This is a genomic window from Fontibacter flavus, assembly GCF_042432905.1.
GTDB lineage: Bacteria > Bacteroidota > Bacteroidia > Cytophagales > Cyclobacteriaceae > Fontibacter > Fontibacter flavus.
The window spans coordinates 1-17665 of record NZ_JBHLWI010000056.1 but is presented as its reverse complement, the minus strand read 5'-3'; the positions used below and the strand labels follow the sequence as shown (position 1 = coordinate 17665).

General features: G+C 39.1%; 18 protein-coding genes. 13 read left to right on the top strand and 5 right to left on the bottom strand.

Annotated elements, in window-relative coordinates; all coding sequences use genetic code 11:
- Positions 1-144 precede the first annotated feature (144 nt).
- Together ACFFIP_RS17580 and prfA are read right to left on the bottom strand one after the other, a co-directional pair.
- Positions 145-684, bottom strand: a complete 540-nt coding sequence (locus ACFFIP_RS17580; RefSeq protein WP_382389065.1) for a GNAT family N-acetyltransferase — start codon at positions 682-684, stop codon at positions 145-147.
- A gap of 172 nt (positions 685-856) precedes the next feature.
- Positions 857-1933 carry a peptide chain release factor 1 gene (gene prfA, locus ACFFIP_RS17575; protein WP_382389064.1) on the bottom strand — a complete coding sequence of 359 codons (1077 nt, stop codon included), beginning with the start codon at positions 1931-1933 and terminating at the stop codon, positions 857-859.
- A gap of 260 nt (positions 1934-2193) precedes the next feature.
- Here prfA and ACFFIP_RS17570 point away from each other — a divergent pair, with 260 nt between their 5' ends.
- Positions 2194-2448 carry a Kazal-type serine protease inhibitor family protein gene (locus ACFFIP_RS17570; RefSeq protein WP_382389062.1) on the top strand — a complete coding sequence of 85 codons (255 nt, stop codon included), beginning with the start codon at positions 2194-2196 and terminating at the stop codon, positions 2446-2448.
- Between the two features lie 3 nt (positions 2449-2451).
- Here the strand turns inward: ACFFIP_RS17570 and ACFFIP_RS17565 are convergent, their stop codons facing one another.
- Positions 2452-2718 (bottom strand): acylphosphatase, encoded by a 267-nt coding sequence (locus ACFFIP_RS17565; protein ID WP_382389061.1) that lies wholly within the window; start codon positions 2716-2718, stop codon positions 2452-2454.
- A 238-nt stretch (positions 2719-2956) separates the two neighbouring features.
- Positions 2957-3163 (bottom strand): hypothetical protein, encoded by a 207-nt coding sequence (locus tag ACFFIP_RS17560; protein WP_382389060.1) that lies wholly within the window; start codon positions 3161-3163, stop codon positions 2957-2959.
- Positions 3164-3226: 63 nt separating this feature from the next.
- On the opposite strand from ACFFIP_RS17560, the gene ACFFIP_RS17555 reads away from it, so the two are divergent.
- The 4 genes from ACFFIP_RS17555 (at position 3227) to ACFFIP_RS17540 (ending at position 8237) form a co-directional block, all read left to right on the top strand.
- On the top strand, positions 3227-4327 hold the full coding sequence (locus ACFFIP_RS17555; protein ID WP_382389059.1) for a vWA domain-containing protein: 1101 nt from the start codon (positions 3227-3229) through the stop codon (positions 4325-4327).
- 3 nt (positions 4328-4330) lie between these two features.
- Positions 4331-5857, top strand: a complete 1527-nt coding sequence (locus ACFFIP_RS17550) for a P-loop NTPase family protein (RefSeq protein ID WP_382389058.1) — start codon at positions 4331-4333, stop codon at positions 5855-5857.
- A gap of 197 nt (positions 5858-6054) precedes the next feature.
- Positions 6055-6819 (top strand): CHAD domain-containing protein, encoded by a 765-nt coding sequence (locus ACFFIP_RS17545; protein ID WP_382389057.1) that lies wholly within the window; start codon positions 6055-6057, stop codon positions 6817-6819.
- Between the two features lie 35 nt (positions 6820-6854).
- Positions 6855-8237, top strand: coding sequence for a methyltransferase RsmF C-terminal domain-like protein (locus ACFFIP_RS17540; RefSeq protein ID WP_382389056.1), 1383 nt, complete (start codon positions 6855-6857; stop codon positions 8235-8237).
- Here ACFFIP_RS17540 and hflX read toward each other — a convergent pair whose 3' ends face one another.
- The gene (gene hflX, locus ACFFIP_RS17535; protein WP_382389055.1) at positions 8238-9503 is read right to left on the bottom strand and encodes a GTPase HflX; all 1266 of its coding nucleotides are present in this window, start codon (positions 9501-9503) and stop codon (positions 8238-8240) included. It abuts the gene before it with no gap.
- A gap of 111 nt (positions 9504-9614) precedes the next feature.
- Here hflX and rfbC point away from each other — a divergent pair, with 111 nt between their 5' ends.
- From rfbC to ACFFIP_RS17495, 8 genes are all read left to right on the top strand, one after another.
- On the top strand, positions 9615-10166 hold the full coding sequence (gene rfbC, locus ACFFIP_RS17530; RefSeq protein ID WP_382389054.1) for a dTDP-4-dehydrorhamnose 3,5-epimerase: 552 nt from the start codon (positions 9615-9617) through the stop codon (positions 10164-10166).
- A 2-nt stretch (positions 10167-10168) separates the two neighbouring features.
- Positions 10169-10918 carry a tyrosine-protein phosphatase gene (locus ACFFIP_RS17525; RefSeq protein WP_382389053.1) on the top strand — a complete coding sequence of 250 codons (750 nt, stop codon included), beginning with the start codon at positions 10169-10171 and terminating at the stop codon, positions 10916-10918.
- Complete coding sequence (locus ACFFIP_RS17520) at positions 10915-11895, top strand: NAD-dependent epimerase/dehydratase family protein (protein ID WP_382389052.1); 981 nt, start codon at positions 10915-10917, stop codon at positions 11893-11895. The genes ACFFIP_RS17525 and ACFFIP_RS17520 overlap by 4 nt, the downstream gene beginning before the upstream one ends.
- Positions 11896-12025: 130 nt before the next feature.
- A complete protein-coding gene (locus ACFFIP_RS17515) occupies positions 12026-13450 on the top strand; it encodes a tetratricopeptide repeat protein (protein WP_382389051.1) in 1425 nt (474 codons plus the stop codon).
- Positions 13451-13475: 25 nt separating this feature from the next.
- On the top strand, positions 13476-14246 hold the full coding sequence (locus ACFFIP_RS17510; protein WP_382389050.1) for a phosphosulfolactate synthase: 771 nt from the start codon (positions 13476-13478) through the stop codon (positions 14244-14246).
- Positions 14247-14305: 59 nt separating this feature from the next.
- The gene (locus ACFFIP_RS17505) at positions 14306-15241 is read left to right on the top strand and encodes a polyprenyl-phosphate transporter (RefSeq protein WP_382389049.1); all 936 of its coding nucleotides are present in this window, start codon (positions 14306-14308) and stop codon (positions 15239-15241) included.
- The gene (locus ACFFIP_RS17500) at positions 15238-15978 is read left to right on the top strand and encodes a shikimate dehydrogenase family protein (protein WP_382389048.1); all 741 of its coding nucleotides are present in this window, start codon (positions 15238-15240) and stop codon (positions 15976-15978) included. Before ACFFIP_RS17505 ends, ACFFIP_RS17500 begins: the two co-directional genes overlap by 4 nt.
- Before the next feature lie 27 nt (positions 15979-16005).
- Positions 16006-17253: a pyridoxal-dependent decarboxylase gene (locus tag ACFFIP_RS17495; protein WP_382389047.1), complete on the top strand. Its 1248-nt coding sequence runs from the start codon at positions 16006-16008 to the stop codon at positions 17251-17253.
- Positions 17254-17665 lie beyond the last annotated feature (412 nt).

Genomic DNA, 17665 nt, shown 5'->3' with positions numbered 1-17665 from the left:
ATTGCCAGTCTGATTTTTAAAAACTACCTTAGACATTGTTGTATTTTGTTCAACTCTAAAATAATAATTTTAGAGAAGATCAACAATAAAAAAAGGGTGTCTCGACTTTTCGGACACCCCCTTTTTGTTATTCTTTCATCAATATTATTCATACTTTTCAACTTCCTCTCTGATAATCACATATTGAAAAATGTCTCCGACCTTTCCGTTTTTGATATAAGCATGCCTAAGGATAGCTTCCGGTTCAAAACCGGCATTTTCCAAAACCTTCATGGAGGCTACATTGAAATCAAAAACCTGAGAATAAATCCTCTTAATTTCAGGAAATTTTCTCAAAGCATATTCTGTAAACAACACCAATGCTTCAGAAGCTATGCCTTTGCCCCAAAAAGGTTCACCTATCCAAAACCCTATTTCCATATTCGTCCGAAGTTCATCCTTACCAACTTGACAGCCTATTGATCCTGCTAACTGACCTTCAAATTCAATAGCGAAATTCTGTGGTGGGTTAAATTTAATATTATGCTCTATCCAATGTCTGGCATCGTGAATGGTATAAGGAGAAGGAAAACTATCCCGTAAACTTCTGGCAATATTGGGATTATTGGCCAAAGGGTACAAACTGTGAAAATGGCTGTCGTTCCAAGTTACCAAACTTACCTTGTTCTTTCCTTCTATCTTCATGAATGATGGTGGGTTTATCCTTATCAAGTTAACGCCCTTTATCAAGTTTCAATACTTGAAAGCCATCTTTTTTATCAAGTTAGATCTTTTGAGGATAAGTTGGGCTATTCAAAAAAGAACGGAGAAGCAAAAAAAAAACCAAATCGCCTAATAAAAAAAATGGAAGACTTGATTAGTCTTCCATTCCAGTGGATTTCATTTTTTCAACATTCTCAGCAAAGCGTAATGCTGAAATAAAATCTTCAATATTCCCATCCATCACATACGGTAAATTGTACACGGTCTTATTGATCCGGTGATCCGTTACACGACTTTGGGGGTAATTATAAGTCCTGATTTTATCGGAACGATCGCCACTTGCCACCATGGATTTTCTCTGAGCACCTACTGCCTCATTATGTTTGGCCAATTCAATCTCATATAACCTTGAACGTAGTACTTTCAAGGCCTTTTCAAAGTTCTTGATCTGAGACTTCTCATCCTGACAGGTCACCACTAACCCAGTTGGATTATGGGTCAAGCGCACCGCAGAATAAGTCGTGTTGACAGACTGACCTCCAGGACCTGAGGAACAGAAGGTATCTTTTCGGATATCATTCATATTGATATCCACTTCTACTTCATCCATTTCTGGCAAAACCGCTACAGTAGCAGCGGATGTATGCACCCTTCCTTGGGTTTCAGTAGCAGGCACTCTTTGCACCCGGTGTACTCCTGATTCATATTTGAGCATGCCATAGACATCTGCTCCGCTCACGGTGCTGATAATCTCTTTATACCCTCCAGAGGAACCGAATGTTAAATCAAGAATGGTGAGTTTCCAGCCTTGCTTTTCACAAAACCGCTGGTACATCCTGAACAAATCACCTGCAAAAATAGCCGCTTCATCGCCTCCTGTACCTGCACGGACTTCAAGGATACAATCTTTTGAGTCATTAGGATCCTTGGGTATAAGCTGCTGCTTCAATTGATCCTCTAATTGCTCTTGCTTTTCCTTAAGTTCTTCCAACTCCATTTTGGCCATATCCCTAAAATCCGGATCTTTCTCCTTATCCAGTATTTCCTTTGAATGGGCAATATTGTCCAACACCAATTTGTACTCATCAAAAAGAGCCACCACTTTTTCCAAATCCTTATATTCCTTGGTCAATTTGGTATATTTACTCATATCCGACATGGCGTCCGGCTGGATGATGAGTTGGCCCACTTCAATAAATCTATCCTTCAGTGCTTGTAATTTGTCAAGCATATAATTCGTTTTTTTAAAGCAAAATTAGCAAAATAATTCAGACTTAATGATGAAAGCTTCCTTTTACATAGCTGACAAAGAACCTATAAATGCTGAAACGAATTGAAGACTGAACTCGTCATGGTTTCAACCCAAATGAAAAAAGATATGGTTCCTGGTATCATTACAGGCCTATCAATGCCAAATCAGCTACATTTATCAACAGGGTCCTAAAAATTTCAAAATGTTAGATTGACAACATAATATTATATTCGAGGCAAATGAATAAAAATACTCTAAAATATCTGGAAAAAGCGGTTCTGATGACTTCAATGATTTTTATTTCTGCATTCAGTTGCGTTGAGGATCAGAATATTATCGGAGATGGGTGTATAGATCCATCTTTAATCAAGCAAACATATGCCTGCTACGATATATACTTACCTGTCTGTGGCTGTGATGGAAAAACTTATAGTAATGATTGTGAAGCTAGAAGCAAAGGCGTTACAAAATTTACAGAGGGCGCTTGTCAATAATGATTATTGTAAAATCAAAAACTCCTGATATCCTTGATCTTCTCCTGAAGTGATATCCAAACTTTCCACGGTTGACTCTGGCGGACCTAACCTTAGCCATGATTGCATTGCCAAAATAGAATGCAGCTCTCCTTCAATTTCCAGGGAAACAGTACCATCTTCCTCATTTTTTACCCAACCAACCAAACCCAATTCCATGGCTTTTCTTTGAGCATATTTTCTGAAAAATACGCCTTGAACCTTGCCATGAACCTTTATTCTCCTATTCATTTCAATTAATTTCCTCTGTTTTTTGAATCAATTCACAAATGTATGCAAATGTCTTTGATTTACACAAATAATATTTATTCGGTAAGTACAATTTACTATCGGAAAAAATTATATTTACCTTAAAAATAAGTTGATAATTTTTAGATTTAATTATACTTAACAAAGTATATCAACATTGTTAATTAGCTACATTAACCTGTTATTAACCTACAATTTTTTAAGTATAAACTGAGAATAATTACATATCCTCATACCACTTTTCCTCAAAGGTAGAATTTACCTCTACTTCTGCCTTCAACACCCTATATACCATCCATACAATGGGTAAAGGGGATAGTGAAAACATAAACATGATAAGTCCCATATTTAGATTTGCGTGAATAGCTGTCACATAAATGATGAGAAATGATGTCACTAAATAGACTGGAAACAAATAGTTTTTCATGATTATCAGTAATTTACATGTATGAAGTAAACCAGCTTGACAAGCTTATTGTTATAACAAATTATGAGAGGATTTAGATTCACAAAATATATTCCGCCAACAGATCCAGAGAAAAACACCTTCGAGAACTTGCTCAATATTTTTCTTCAGTTGGTCACGATGACTGGAGGAGATGTTGCCGAGGCATTGTCGTGGCTAAGCAACTTGGATAAGCGCTATCAACTCACAAATCCCAATTATGGCATTGGTGATTTTATTGAAGACCTAAAATCCAAAGGCTATCTCACCGAAGAAAACCAAAAGGGAGAATTAAAAATTACGCCTAAATCTGAACAAAGTATTAGAAAAAGTGCGCTGGAGGAAATCTTCGGCAAACTCAAAAAAGGAAAAGGTGGGCAACATAAGGTTACTCATTCCGGGCAAGGCGAAGAAAAGGGTTCTGAAAGAAGGCCATATGCTTTTGGAGACAATCTGGACCAAATTGCTTTGACAGACTCTTTGAGAAATGCTCAGGTCAATCATGGATTTTCAGGTGATTATCTCCTGACTGAAGATGACCTGGAAATAGTAGAAAACGAATATCGAACGCAGACTTCAACAGTCTTGATGATCGATATCAGCCATTCCATGATACTTTATGGAGAAGATAGGATTACTCCTGCTAAAAAAGTAGCCATGGCATTGGCTGAACTGATCAAAACCAGGTATCCAAAAGACACCTTAGACATCATAGTATTTGGCAATGATGCCTGGCAAATAGACATCAAAGACCTCCCTTATTTACAGGTAGGCCCATACCACACCAATACAGTGGCAGGTCTTGAACTGGCCATGGATCTGTTGCGGAGAAGGAAAAATCCCAACAAGCAGATATTCATGATCACAGACGGTAAACCCACCTGTCTGAAAGTAGGGATAAAATACTACAAAAACGCCTTTGGCATTGACAGTAAAATCTTAAATGAAACCTTGAAACTTGCGGCTCAGTGCCGCAAACTGAAAATCCCTGTCACCACCTTCATGATTGCTTCAGATCCTTATTTGAAAGAATTTGTCAAAGAATTCACCAAGGTAAATAATGGAAACGCTTACTACAGCAGCCTTAAGGGTCTGGGGGACCTGATTTTTGAAGATTATAGAAGAAACCGTACCAAAAGACTTTAAAAAATGAACTACCAACAACTTTCTGGAAAAGAATTACTCAAAATAAAAACACTGGGAGAACTGAAATCCATTGGCTATCAACCACTTTCCATCAAAGAAGAACTTAGAAAAAATCTGATCGAGAAGATCAGGAAACAGGAACAGGTATTTGAAGGCATATGGGGATATGAAGACACTGTAATTCCTGATATCGAAAGGGCTATCCTTTCACGTCATAATATCAACTTGCTGGGATTACGTGGTCAGGCAAAAACCCGGATTGCCAGAATGATGACCCAACTTTTGGATGAATACGTTCCTGTGGTAGAAGGGGCTGAGCTTAATGATGACCCACTTAATCCATTGTCTCATTATGCAACGGAACTGATCCAAAATAAGGGAGATCATACCCCCATTGCCTGGTGGCATAGAAATGACCGCTACACCGAAAAATTGGCAACACCTGATGTGTCTGTAGCTGACCTAATTGGGGATGTTGACCCAATTAAAGCGGCAACCTTAAAATTATCTTACAATGATGAAAGGGTAATCCATTACGGTCTTGTTCCACGATCCCACCGCTCAATATTTGTCATCAATGAACTCCCTGACCTACAGGCAAGGATTCAAGTGGCACTTTTCAATATCCTTCAGGAAGGGGATATCCAAATCCGAGGCTTCAAACTCAGACTGCCATTGGATATCCAATTTGTGTTCACAGCCAACCCCGAAGATTATACCAATAGAGGTTCGATTGTGACGCCACTTAAAGACAGAATTGAAAGTCAGATCATCACCCATTATCCAAAGTCAATCGAAATAGGAAAACGAATTACTGTACAAGAGGCAAAATTGACAGGGAGACCTTTGGAAAAAATACATGTTCCGGAATTAATGAAAGACCTTATTGAACAAATAGCTATAGAGGCCAGAAGTAGTGAATATGTAGATGAAAAAAGTGGTGTTTCTGCACGCCTTACCATTTCGGCGTACGAAAATCTGATTTCTGCTGCTGAGAGAAGAATTTACCTGAACAATGAGGAAAATACTGTAGTCAGGATGGCAGATCTTATCGGAGTTATTCCTGCCATTACTGGAAAAGTGGAGCTTGTTTATGAAGGAGAGCAGGAAGGTGCAGGACTTGTAGCTTATAACCTCATCGGGAAAGCCATCAGAACACTTTTTGTGAATTTCTTCCCTTCTCCTGAACAAAAGAAAAAAGATAAAGAAGGTAACCCTTATGTGCTTCCACTATCCTGGTTCGGAGAAGGAAATACTTTAGATATTCTTGCCTCCCAATCTGACAAAATCTATAAAACCGAATTACATAAAGTTCCAGGACTGGAAGACTTGGTCACCAACACAATCAATCCACTTCCGGAAAAAGAAAAGGAATTCTTTATGGAATTTTTACTTCATGGATTAGCCGAATACAGCCAACTCAGTAAAAAACTGCTCGATACAGGGATGCAATTCAAAGACCTTTTCAGTGCGATGTTTGACATGGGATCACCTGATGAAGATGACTTTGATGATGAAGACAACGTATAACGAAAAACGATAATTTTAGACAACCCTTCCAGCTCTTCGTTGGAAGGGTTATTTGTTGATTTTTTTTACCTTGAAATACGCTCCTAGATTATAGATGAACACATTTCGTGATTTCAACCTTCAACTTTTTGGTTAACCAAACCACGGAATACAGATTGAAATAAAAAACGTAAATTGAAAAAACATTTCTTTAAAAAATGATCCCCAAAAAATTAATCCAGTCGTACTTGGATGAGCATTGGGATAAGCTCAGCGAGCACCTGGAACAGTATTTTCGATATCAGGAACCAAATGATCTGCACCAACTTAGGGTGAATATCAAAAAAATATCAGCTTTGGTTCAATTTTTGGACCATGACCAGGATGCAGCTCAATTCAAAAAAACTTTTGAACCGGTCCGGAAAATCTTCAAAGCTGCTGGCAAAATCAGAGAAATCCATATTTTTTTGGAAATAACCAATCAACTTGAACTCAACCATCCTTGGATTACCAAAATATTTGAAAAGAGAAAAAATCGGGCAACCATGCACTTTTTGAGATCAAAAAAAAAGTTTCGAAAAGCCGCAAAACGTGGTTATACCAAATATTCCAAGAAAATCACATCCTACCCGGACTTTGTCCTGAAAAACTTTCTGATCACTCAAATACAGTCAGCACAGATCCAGCTATCTGAACAAAATTATCATGAAACAAGAAAAATAATCAAGGTGGTGCTGAACCTATCAAATTTGCTCCCTAAGACTCAAAACACATTTCTAAACATTGATTATTTAGATGCAGCACAGAAAGCAATAGGCGATTGGCATGATGCAGATGAAAATTATTTGGTGTTCGAAAAACTGATGCTTAAAACAGCATCTCTAGAAATTTTGAAAAAGGAGGCTGATATGCATTTTGCACTTTTGAAACGGCAGCTAAAAGACTTTCCCCATAAAGTATTCAACGCGACAAAAACAGCTTAACAAGAAAACCTTATTTTTGTCAAAAAAATCCATTCATGCCCAAGATCAACTTACCCGAAGCGTTTGAATCCAGAATGAAAACCACTCTTGGAGAAATGGATTTTAAGGCCTTCAGGGAAGCCTTGGATAAAGAGCCAAGAGTCTCCCTCAGAAAAAATCCTTATAAAACTTTTGAGGCTGAGATTGCCATGACGGCAGTCCCTTGGTCTTCATCAGGCTTTTTTTTAGAAGAAAGACCTTCTTTTACCTTGGATCCATTGTTCCATGCAGGATGCTACTATGTACAGGAAGCATCTTCCATGTTTATTGAATATATCCTTAAACACATTCAGGCACCTACTGACGGTATTTTTTTAGATCTGGCAGCTGCCCCGGGAGGAAAGTCAACCATTTTAAGCACTTATTTGGGAAATGATGGTTTTTTGGTTGCCAATGAAGTAATCAAAGCCAGGGCAAACATCCTCAAAGAAAACATCATCAAATGGGGCTTGGGCAATACCATGGTCACACAAAACGACCCAGAGCATTTTTCCGCTTTGGAAGGTTTTTTCGATGTGGTGTTGGTAGATGCTCCCTGCTCAGGGGAGGGAATGTTTAGAAAAGACCCAGATGCCAGATCAGAATGGTCAGAGGACCATGTCAATCTTTGTGCATTAAGGCAAGAAAGAATAATGGACCAAGCCGGCAGTTTGGTTAAAGGGGGAGGTTACCTGATCTACAGTACCTGCACTTTCAATGAAAAGGAAAATGAAGAATTAGTACGTTTCATCAGTTCGGAATTCACCTATGAACCTGTCCGGATACCATTGGATTCCTCTTGGGGTATTGTCGAAAGTGAGGTAGATACCGAGGAGGGCAAATATTATGGTTATAGATTTTTCCCCCATTTGGTGGAAGGGGAGGGTTTTTTTATTTCAGTTTTCAAAAGACCAGATGATGCTTACCATCATGAGCCCAAAAAAGCAAAAGACTTCAAACACCCATTTATCAAATCAGTCAATAAGCAGGATGTCCAAAAACTGATTCAAAGATTAGGCATACCAGAAGAAAGCACACTTTACACCCTACAGGATAGCTTCTTTTGGCTAAACCCGATCTTTCAGTATCATTTCGAATACCTCACACGCTTTGTGAACATCAAATATTTTGGAGTAGAACTGGGCAAATTCAATAAAGACCAGTTTATACCTAACCACGAATGGGCCTTAAGCTTACTCCCTAAAAAGGACTTTGCTCATTTTGAACTCACCAAGGAAGAAGCGCTGGGTTACCTGCGCAAAGAAGATATTCAGCCCAAAGACTTACCTGAAGGATGGGTATTGGTCACCTTTCAGAATATGCCTTTGGGCTGGCTCAAGAATCTTGGCAATAGGGTAAACAATTACTATCCTAAGGAATGGCGCATCAGGATGAAGTAATCAGCCTTCATCTTCAAATTGCGACAGGTCGATGGTTTCGCTCTCCAAATAATGGGGGTACATTTTAAGGTGTTCCTTTTTGACTTCCCTGACCAAAGCTGCCCTAAATTCATCTACATGAGTGCCTATATGAGCTGCCATGAACACAGGAGGAATCCCTGTTTTCTTTTCAAATGCTTGGGAAAGTTTGTCAAAATCCAGGTAATTGCTTTCTTCAATCTCCAAATCGGTCATTTGCTGTAATTCTTCCTCGCTTGGCATTTTAGGCACCAGGTCGATCTTATTGAACACCAACAACATTGGTTTATCTCCCGCTCCGATTTCATTGAGTGTATTTCTGACCACTGAGATATGGTCTTCAAACCCCGGGTGTGAAATATCCACTACATGTACAAGCAAGTCTGCTTCCCTGATTTCGTCCAAAGTAGACTTGAAGGACTCAATCAAATGTGTAGGCAGTTTACGGATAAATCCCACTGTATCAGAAAGCAAAAAGGGAATATTGTCCAGGACGACTTTTCTGACTGTGGAATCAACGGTGGCAAAAAGTTTATTTTCGGCCAAAATATTGGATTTAGTCATCAAGTTCATCAGGGTGCTCTTGCCAACATTGGTATAGCCCACTAAGGCAACACGGACAATTCCTTTTCTACCTTTTCTTTGGGTCTCGCCTTGCTTTTCAATCTCTTTGAGCTTTGATTTCAGCAATGTTATTTTATTTCGGATATCCCTTTTATCCGTTTCGATTTCTTTCTCACCTGCTCCACCTCTAGTACCTGTACCCCCTCTTTGCCTTTCCAAGTGGGTCCACATTCTGGTCAATCTTGGCAACAAATACTGAAATCTTGCCAGTTCTACCTGGGTTTTGGCCTGTGCAGTCTGCGCACGGTTAAGGAAGATATCCAGGATCAACAGGGACCGATCATACACCTTCACCTTCAATTCATTTTCAAGGTTCCGCATCTGGGATGGCGATAGGTCATCATCAAAAATGACCATATCCACCTCAAAATGCTCTACATAGGACCTGATTTCTTCAAGTTTACCAGAACCCACGAATGTTTTTACATCCGGTTTTTCCAACCTTTGTGTAAATCTGTAAACGGTCTTTGCTCCAAGTGTTTCCGTCAAAAAAGCCAATTCATCCAGGTATTCTTCAACCTGCTGTTCAGTTTGATTTTGATGGATAAGTGCTACAAGTACCGCTGTCTCCTGTTTGGGCGCAGTATCATAAAGTTTTTGAAGCTTTCTGGAAAATTTACTCATATATTTTATAAAGCAGGTAAGGTCTTGATTAGTTCCACAAGGATTATCCTGTAAATTTACCAACCTAGAGGGATTTCCTGTTATATTTGAGGTTATTATCCCAAAATTAGCATGAAAATAAAACAAACGCCTCTACAGGGCGTCTTAGAGATATATCCTAAAGTCTGGGAAGATAGCAGAGGTTACTTTTTTGAGTCATACAGGGAAGACATGTTGAAAGAAGCTGGAATCAACGAGTTATGGGTTCAGGAAAACCAATCATTTTCCAATACAGGCACCTTACGCGGACTTCATTTTCAGCAAGGGAAATACGCTCAGGCGAAATTAGTGAGGGTAATCACGGGCAGGGTATTGGATGTAGCGGTAGATTTAAGAAAAAACTCCCCCACTTACGGAAAGTCCTATATGGTGGAATTAAATGCCAAACAGCACAACATGCTTTATATACCAAAAGGATTTGCACATGGATTTTCTGTGCTGGAACCGGCAGTCTTTTCTTACAAATGCTCGAATTATTACCATAAAGAAAGTGAAGGTGGCATCATTTGGAATGATGTTGATTTGAATATTGATTGGCAAATCAATGATCCGTTGATTTCGGAGAGAGATAATCTCTGGCCCACACTCCGGGAGTTTACCATTGAAAGTGAAGGTGGTTTATAATCATGGGAATACTGGACCTATTCAAAAAGCAAAAAGATGAAACACATCATGACTTCAGCCTGAAATGGCTGGAGGTGGATATGCACTCGCATTTGATTCCGGGCATTGATGATGGCACAAAAACGCTTGAAGAATCCATTTCCCTCATCAAACGTCTCAAATCTTTCGGTTTGAGGAAGATTATTACAACCCCACATATCATGACTGAATATTTCAGGAATACACCTGAAATCATCAGACTTGGGCTTCAGGAAGTGAGGTTCGCACTTGAAAAAGAAGGTATAGATATCCATATCGACGCAGCTGCAGAATATTACATGGACGAGTTTTTTCTTGAAAAAGTCGAATCAGGACAGGAACTCCTCACCATCAAAGATAACCTAGTACTCGTAGAAACGGGTTTTATGAACAAGCCCCACATGATGATGGAGGTTTTCTTCTCGATGGAGATGAATGGATACAAACCCATTTTAGCACATCCTGAGCGTTACCATTACCTCATTCGGGACAAAAAACTACTGGACGACCTTTTGGATCGTGAAATTTATTTTCAGATCAACCTTTTGTCATTGACAGGGTTTTATTCACAACCGATCAAGCATTTTGCAGAAATGCTGATAGACGAAAAAAGAGTAAAATTATTTGGCACAGACTGCCATAACCAACGTTACTTAGACATGTTGGAAGGTCTGGGCAATTCCAAATATTATGAGACCATCCAGGAACTGGACATCCTCAATCAAACCCTATGAAAATATTCATTACAGGCGCAACAGGCCTATTTGGAAGCTATTTGGTGAAAAAATTTGCAACTTTGGGCGATGTACATAGCCTAAGGAGGGCTCATAGTGACCTAAGGCTTCTGGGAGAATTTGCTGAAAAGGTTACCTGGCATGAAGGGGATATCAATGATGTTGTCTCTTTGGAAGAAGCCTTAAAGTCCTCAGATTTGGTCATCCATGCAGCAGGTATGGTATCTTTTGACCCCAAGGACCAGAAATTGCTCATGGATATCAATTCTACAGGGACTTCGAACGTAGTTAACACCATGCTGGAGTTGGGAATCAAAAAAATCATCCACGTCTCTTCCGTTGCAGCGCTGGGGAGAAACCCTGAAGCAACTATTCTAGATGAAAACCATAAATGGATAGACTCTGAGCTGAATACACCATATGCCATTTCAAAATACTCTGCTGATCTGGAAATCTGGAGAGGAGTACAGGAAGGCTTGGAAGCCATTGTTGTACATCCAAGCATTTTGTTGGGGAAAATTTCGGATGACAGAAGTAGTACAAGAATCTACAACTATGTATTGGAAGAAAACTCCTTCTACCCAACTGGATCAGTCAATTACATAGACGTGAGAGATGCTGCTGATCAGGTCTGGCAGCTATACGATAAATCTGCCTGGAACCAGAATTTTATCCTCAATGCAGAAAGTATTCCTTATCGGGTGTTTTTTGAAGAAATGGCCAAAGCATTTGGTAAAAAAGCTCCTGCCAAACCGGTAAAAGGTTGGATGCTCAATATGGCGCTTTTCTTCAATTGGTTCGCCAATAAATTAGGAAATACAAAAAACCCCCTCAACAAGCAGACAGCAATGTTGTCCCAATTGAAGGTCCATATGGACAACAGTAAAATTAACAATCTGATCAGCCCTAACTATAGAACTCTTCAGGAAACACTATTGTGGGCAAAATCGAACGAAAAAGACAAACTTGTCGTTTGAAGAAATGACCGGTATAAATCCGGATCTCAATACGCCTGCCCAAAATCATCCATTAATACAAAAAATATTCAATCATAGATTTTAAGACACCAATTTAATTGGTATCTTAATTTCAAATAAATTATAGCTGATGACCGGAGACTTTGAAAACGAATGGGAAGAAGATAGAGAGTTGGTAGAAAGGTTCGAAAACTCATTAAAGTCCAACTTGGATTTATACTTCGAAGAAGAGGAATTGGAAAATATTATCCGGTACTACTTTGATCAACAGAAGTTTATCAAAGCACTTAAGGCCTCAGAACATGCCCTGGAAAAATTCCCTTTTAGTATTGAAATCAGGCTTTTGAAAGCCAATTGCCTCATATTTAATGACGAGCTGGAAGAAGGCTTGGAGATTCTGGAAAATATCAATAACCTTTCGCCAAACAATGAAGATATTGTCCTGGCTTATGCGAATGCCATGATGATGGCAGGTAGTGGAAAAGAGGCAATCCAGATGTTAGAGGACTTTATGCCCATGTCTGAGGATAAAGCTGAAGTACACTACCTGTTGGGTAATCTTTACAGAACTGAAAACAATACAGAAAAGGCAATTTATCACTACAAAGAATGTGTCAAAATCAGGATCAATCATGAGGATGCCCTGTTCCAATTGGCTATGATTACGGAAGAGGAAGGATCTTTCAATGAAATCTTGAATTTTTATCAGGAATTTATTGACCAGGATCCTTACAGTGCTGGTGCTTGGTACAATTTAGGTGTGGTATACAACAGACTAGGCAGATTTGAAGATGCCATCAAGGCCTATGATTATGCCTTGATCATAGACGATTCATTTTCTTCAGCCTATTTCAATCTTGGCAATGCCTACATGAATACCCAGCAATATGATCTGGCACTGGAAGCTTACCAAAACACCATCAATTGTGAGGGTGCCAATGCCGAAAACTGTTGCTATCTGGGCGCGGCTTATGAAAAGCTGGATCAGATCGACATGGCCTTCAAATACTTTAAAAAATCCGCTAAACTGGATCCTGAGTATGACGATGCCTGGTTTGGGCTGGGGATGTGCATGTTGAAAAAAGAGAAATACTTTGAAGCCATCCATTATTTTAGAAAAGCCATCAAACTGACTGATGAGAATCCAAATTATTGGGTAGGCCTTGCTGATGCCGAATACCAATTGGGAAATCTACAGGCAAGTGCCGAGGCATATGAGGAGGCTATTAACTTGGAACCTGGCATTCTGGAAACTTACGTCAATCTTTCCATCATTTATTTTGACCAAAACAGGTTTGAAGAAACGATCGACGTCATCAAGGAGGGAATTGAGGAATTACCTGAAGAAGCCGAGCTTTATTACAGAATTGTAGTCTATTTCCTTAAAACAGGCAAATACAAAGAGGCATTTAATTATTTGGAAAATGCATTAACTTTGGACTTTGAGAAGCATGTGATTTTATATGAATTAATGCCGGAAATCAAAAAACAAAAAGCCATATTCAAAATCATCTCTCAATATAGAGAAGGCTCTGGACCTTCTGCAGTTCAATAGTTTATCAATCAGAAAAATAAGCAGAATGAATTACGTTCTAAAGAACATCCCTCTACGTACTGAAAAGCCACGTAGCTCAGGTTTCACCATGGTTATGGACAAAGGACTGAGTATCAGGGAAGTTGAAAATTTTCTAAGTGCCAATAGTGATTACGTTGATATTGTAAAATTGGGTTGGGCGACATCCTATCTTACTAAAAGCCTTTCTGAAAAAATACAGGTTTACCGGGATGCAGGAATTCCAGTATACTTTGGGGGCACCCTTTTTGAAGCATTTGTAATCCGTGACCAATTTGATGATTATAGGAGAGTATTAGAAAAATATGGCCTCACCTTTGCTGAAGTATCGGATGGATCCATCAGCTTGCCCCATGACAAAAAATGTGAATTTATCAGGGTTTTATCTCAGGACGTAACAGTACTTTCAGAGGTTGGTTCCAAAGATGCTGCCAAAATCATCCCTCCTTACAAATGGATCGAACAGATGCAAAAAGAACTGGAAGCCGGTTCGTGGAAAGTCATAGGAGAAGCTCGTGAGGGAGGAACTGTAGGTCTCTTCAGGGATTCGGGAGAAGTCCGTCAAGGTCTGGTAGAAGAAATCCTTACCAAAATTCCAGAAGAAAAAATCATTTGGGAAGCCCCTCAAAAAGAACAACAAGTTTGGTTTGTTAAGTTACTAGGCGCCAATGTCAATCTTGGCAACATTGCACCAAATGAAGTAATCCCCCTAGAAACCATCAGATTGGGCCTACGAGGTGACACCTTTGATCATTTCTTAGGAGATAAAACGCTTTAAAATTTAATATTTCGGACTGTCTAAGCTTAATTTTGACAGTCCTTTTTTTATTGAATTCCATGTATCAACTCAAAAATTATATCATTCTTTTTCTCAAAGGGATGGCCATGGGTGCAGCAGATCTTGTTCCCGGCGTATCAGGAGGTTCTATTGCATTGATTACCGGCATTTATGAAAGATTGTTGGATAGTATCAAATCTGTCGACAAAACTGCGCTTAGTCTTTTATTTAAGTTGGAAATTCATGCTTTTTGGAAACATATCAATGGAAGATTCCTCTTGACCTTGTTAATAGGCATACTCGCTTCAATTTTCACACTCTCCAAGATTATCACTTTTCTTTTGGACAATCATCCTATTCCGCTTTGGTCATTTTTCTGCGGTCTGATTATCATTTCAGCACTGATTATCCTACGAGACATCAAAAATTGGAGCATTGCTGTAATAATCGCATTGATTCTGGGGACTATTATTGCTTACTGGATAACCGGGTTACCACCCACCAGTTCTCCAGACACCCTTTGGTTTACTTTCGTGGCTGGAGCCATTGCAATCTGTGCCATGATCTTGCCTGGAATTTCAGGAAGTTTTATTCTTTTGATCCTCGGTCAGTATGAAAGAATTTTACAGGCTGTGAATCAAAAAGACCTTCTTACTCTTGGGCTTTTTGCTGCGGGATGTGTTCTGGGCATACTTTCATTCTCCAGGGTAATCTCTTGGCTGTTAAAGCATTATTATGCAGTGACCATAGGTCTACTTTCTGGGTTTATGCTGGGATCAATCAATAAACTATGGCCCTGGAAACAAGTAATTTCGTACAGGATTTCTTCGTCAGGTGAACAAAAACCGTTTCTGACAGAAAACATCTTACCTCAGCATTACCTTTCCGTTACTGGGGAAGAATCATTAATTTTATACGCAGTATTGGCTTTCTTTTTTGGGATCTTCTTAGTCCTGGGAATAGAAAGGACTGCATATTACATCAATAGAAAATGAAAAAATTCGGATTGATCGGTTTTCCATTGACTCATTCCTTTTCGAAAAAGTACTTCACAACCAAATTCGAAAAGGAAGGTATCCTTGATTGCCAGTTCGATCTCTATGAGATTCAAGATATTTCCTTATTTCCAAAAATTCTGAAAGATAACCCGGAATTAAATGGCTTGAGTGTCACGATCCCATACAAAGAAAAAGTCATCCCATACCTTCACGAATTGGATCCTGCCTGCGAAAAAATCGGTGCAGTCAACTGTATCGAAATCAAAAATGGAAGGCTTACAGGATATAATACTGACTATTTGGGCTTCAAGGAATCACTTGAAAAATGGCTTAAAGGCGAAAAACCAAATGCCTTGGTCCTAGGTACTGGAGGCGCTTCTAAAGCTGTTGTACAGGCTTTGAAAGATCTTGGGATAAATTATAGCATGGTGTCCAGAAACAAATCCCCAGAACCTAAATTCCTCACCTACGATGACCTTGCTGAAGATGAAAGGATATTACATTCACACCACCTGATTATCAATACTACGCCATTGGGAACATTCCCAAAAACTGAAGAAATGCCGGAAATCAATCCCGAACTAATCACCCGTATGCACAAGGTATATGACCTTGTCTATAATCCGGAGAAAACATTTTTGATGCGGTCCCTTGAGGCCAGAGGTGCAATAGTGAAAAATGGTATGGAAATGCTCATCCTCCAGGCAGAAGCTGCTTGGAAGATATGGAATTAATTTCATTACCATCAAATCACATGTAATATGTACTGGAAAAAATTATCACACGAACAAGTTAAAGAAAGAATATTCAAAGCCCTTGATCAGAACCTTGATTATAGAGGCGACCATCCTATCCTGGGGATTCCCGGCACCTATTTGGATACCACAGAATTTTATCCGGACGCCCCATTTCTAAAAGATGCCCCCTATATGTCGGCAATGGTGAGAAATCCCAACCATATCGGCGTGCATACTTTAAGTGACAAGTCCGTTTTGGAGGTCTTTGAAGGAACCCAAAAAATAGAAAAAGAACTAATAAAGCTTGTTGCAGAAGAGATCTTTAATGGAGATCCTAATCAACAAGATGGATATGTCGCCACAGGTGGGACCGAAGCCAATATTCAAGCCATGTGGATCTACCGCAATTACTTTATAAAAGAATATGGTGCCCGCTTGGGAGAAATTGGACTAGTCTATTCACAAGATTCCCATTATTCCATGCCGAAAGGTGCCAATATCCTTAACCTGACGAGCATTATTCTAGAAGTGGATCCTGAAACCAGACAAATCACTAAAGAATCCCTGGAATCTAAGATCAAAAATGCCATGGAAAATGGTATCAAATACTTTATTGTGATCGCCAATCTGTCTACAACTATGTTTGGCTCAGTAGATGATATCGACATGTTGGGAGATTTCTTTACAAATATGAATACACCGTTTAAGTTGCACGTCGATGCTGCCTATGGCGGTTTCATCTACCCTTTCACTAACCCGACAAGTAGATTTACCTTCCAAAATCCTTACATGAATTCTATCACTGCAGATGGGCACAAAATGCTGCAGACGCCATATGGTACAGGTTTATTCTTAATCAGAAAGGGCTTTATAGAATATGTCAAAACGGATGAAGCCCAATACATCCCAGGTAAAGATTATACCATCAGTGGCAGCAGGTCAGGAGCAAATGCCATTTCCATGTGGATGATTCTTCAGATCCATGGCTCTGAAGGTTGGAAATATAAAATGGAAACCCTTTGTGACAAAACAGAAAGAATCTGTAAAAAGCTCGAGCGCATGGGAGTGGAATATTTCAGAAATCCATACCTCAATATAATTGCCATTAAGGCCAAGTATATGAGCAAAGAATTGGCACAAAAGTACTATTTGGTGGCCAATACCTATGAGTTTGAGCCGGAATGGTACAAAATTGTGGTCATGCCACATGTCAAACCCGGAACAATTGATTCTTTCCTCATGGAATTAGAGGGAGAAGTAAAAATTAAATAAGCTTAAAGTTATTTCAGGATCAGAAAGACCATCTCTTAGAGCTGGTCTTTCTGTTTTCCTTAAAATATTTTTTCTATAGGGAAAGCCATCGTAGAATCAGAATTTATATTTCTGATTATCAGCATGATGGTATTATGCTTTCTACAACTATTTTTTATTTATCTTATTAAAATGGTAATCTAAATTTTATTTTTCTAACTTATTCCTAACTAGTAACCACTAAAATTTTATTGTTTATGCCCAGAGCGAAATCCGATAAAGAGCGAAAAATCTTTGTGCTCGACACTCCTGACTTCCGCACTGGGACACCCAGATTAAAATCCGAATATTTCTTGTACTGATTTTTGTTCTTCGGTTAGGATTATTGTTTTCTTGATGACTTCATTGTTTGGGGTGATCAAACTTAATTCAT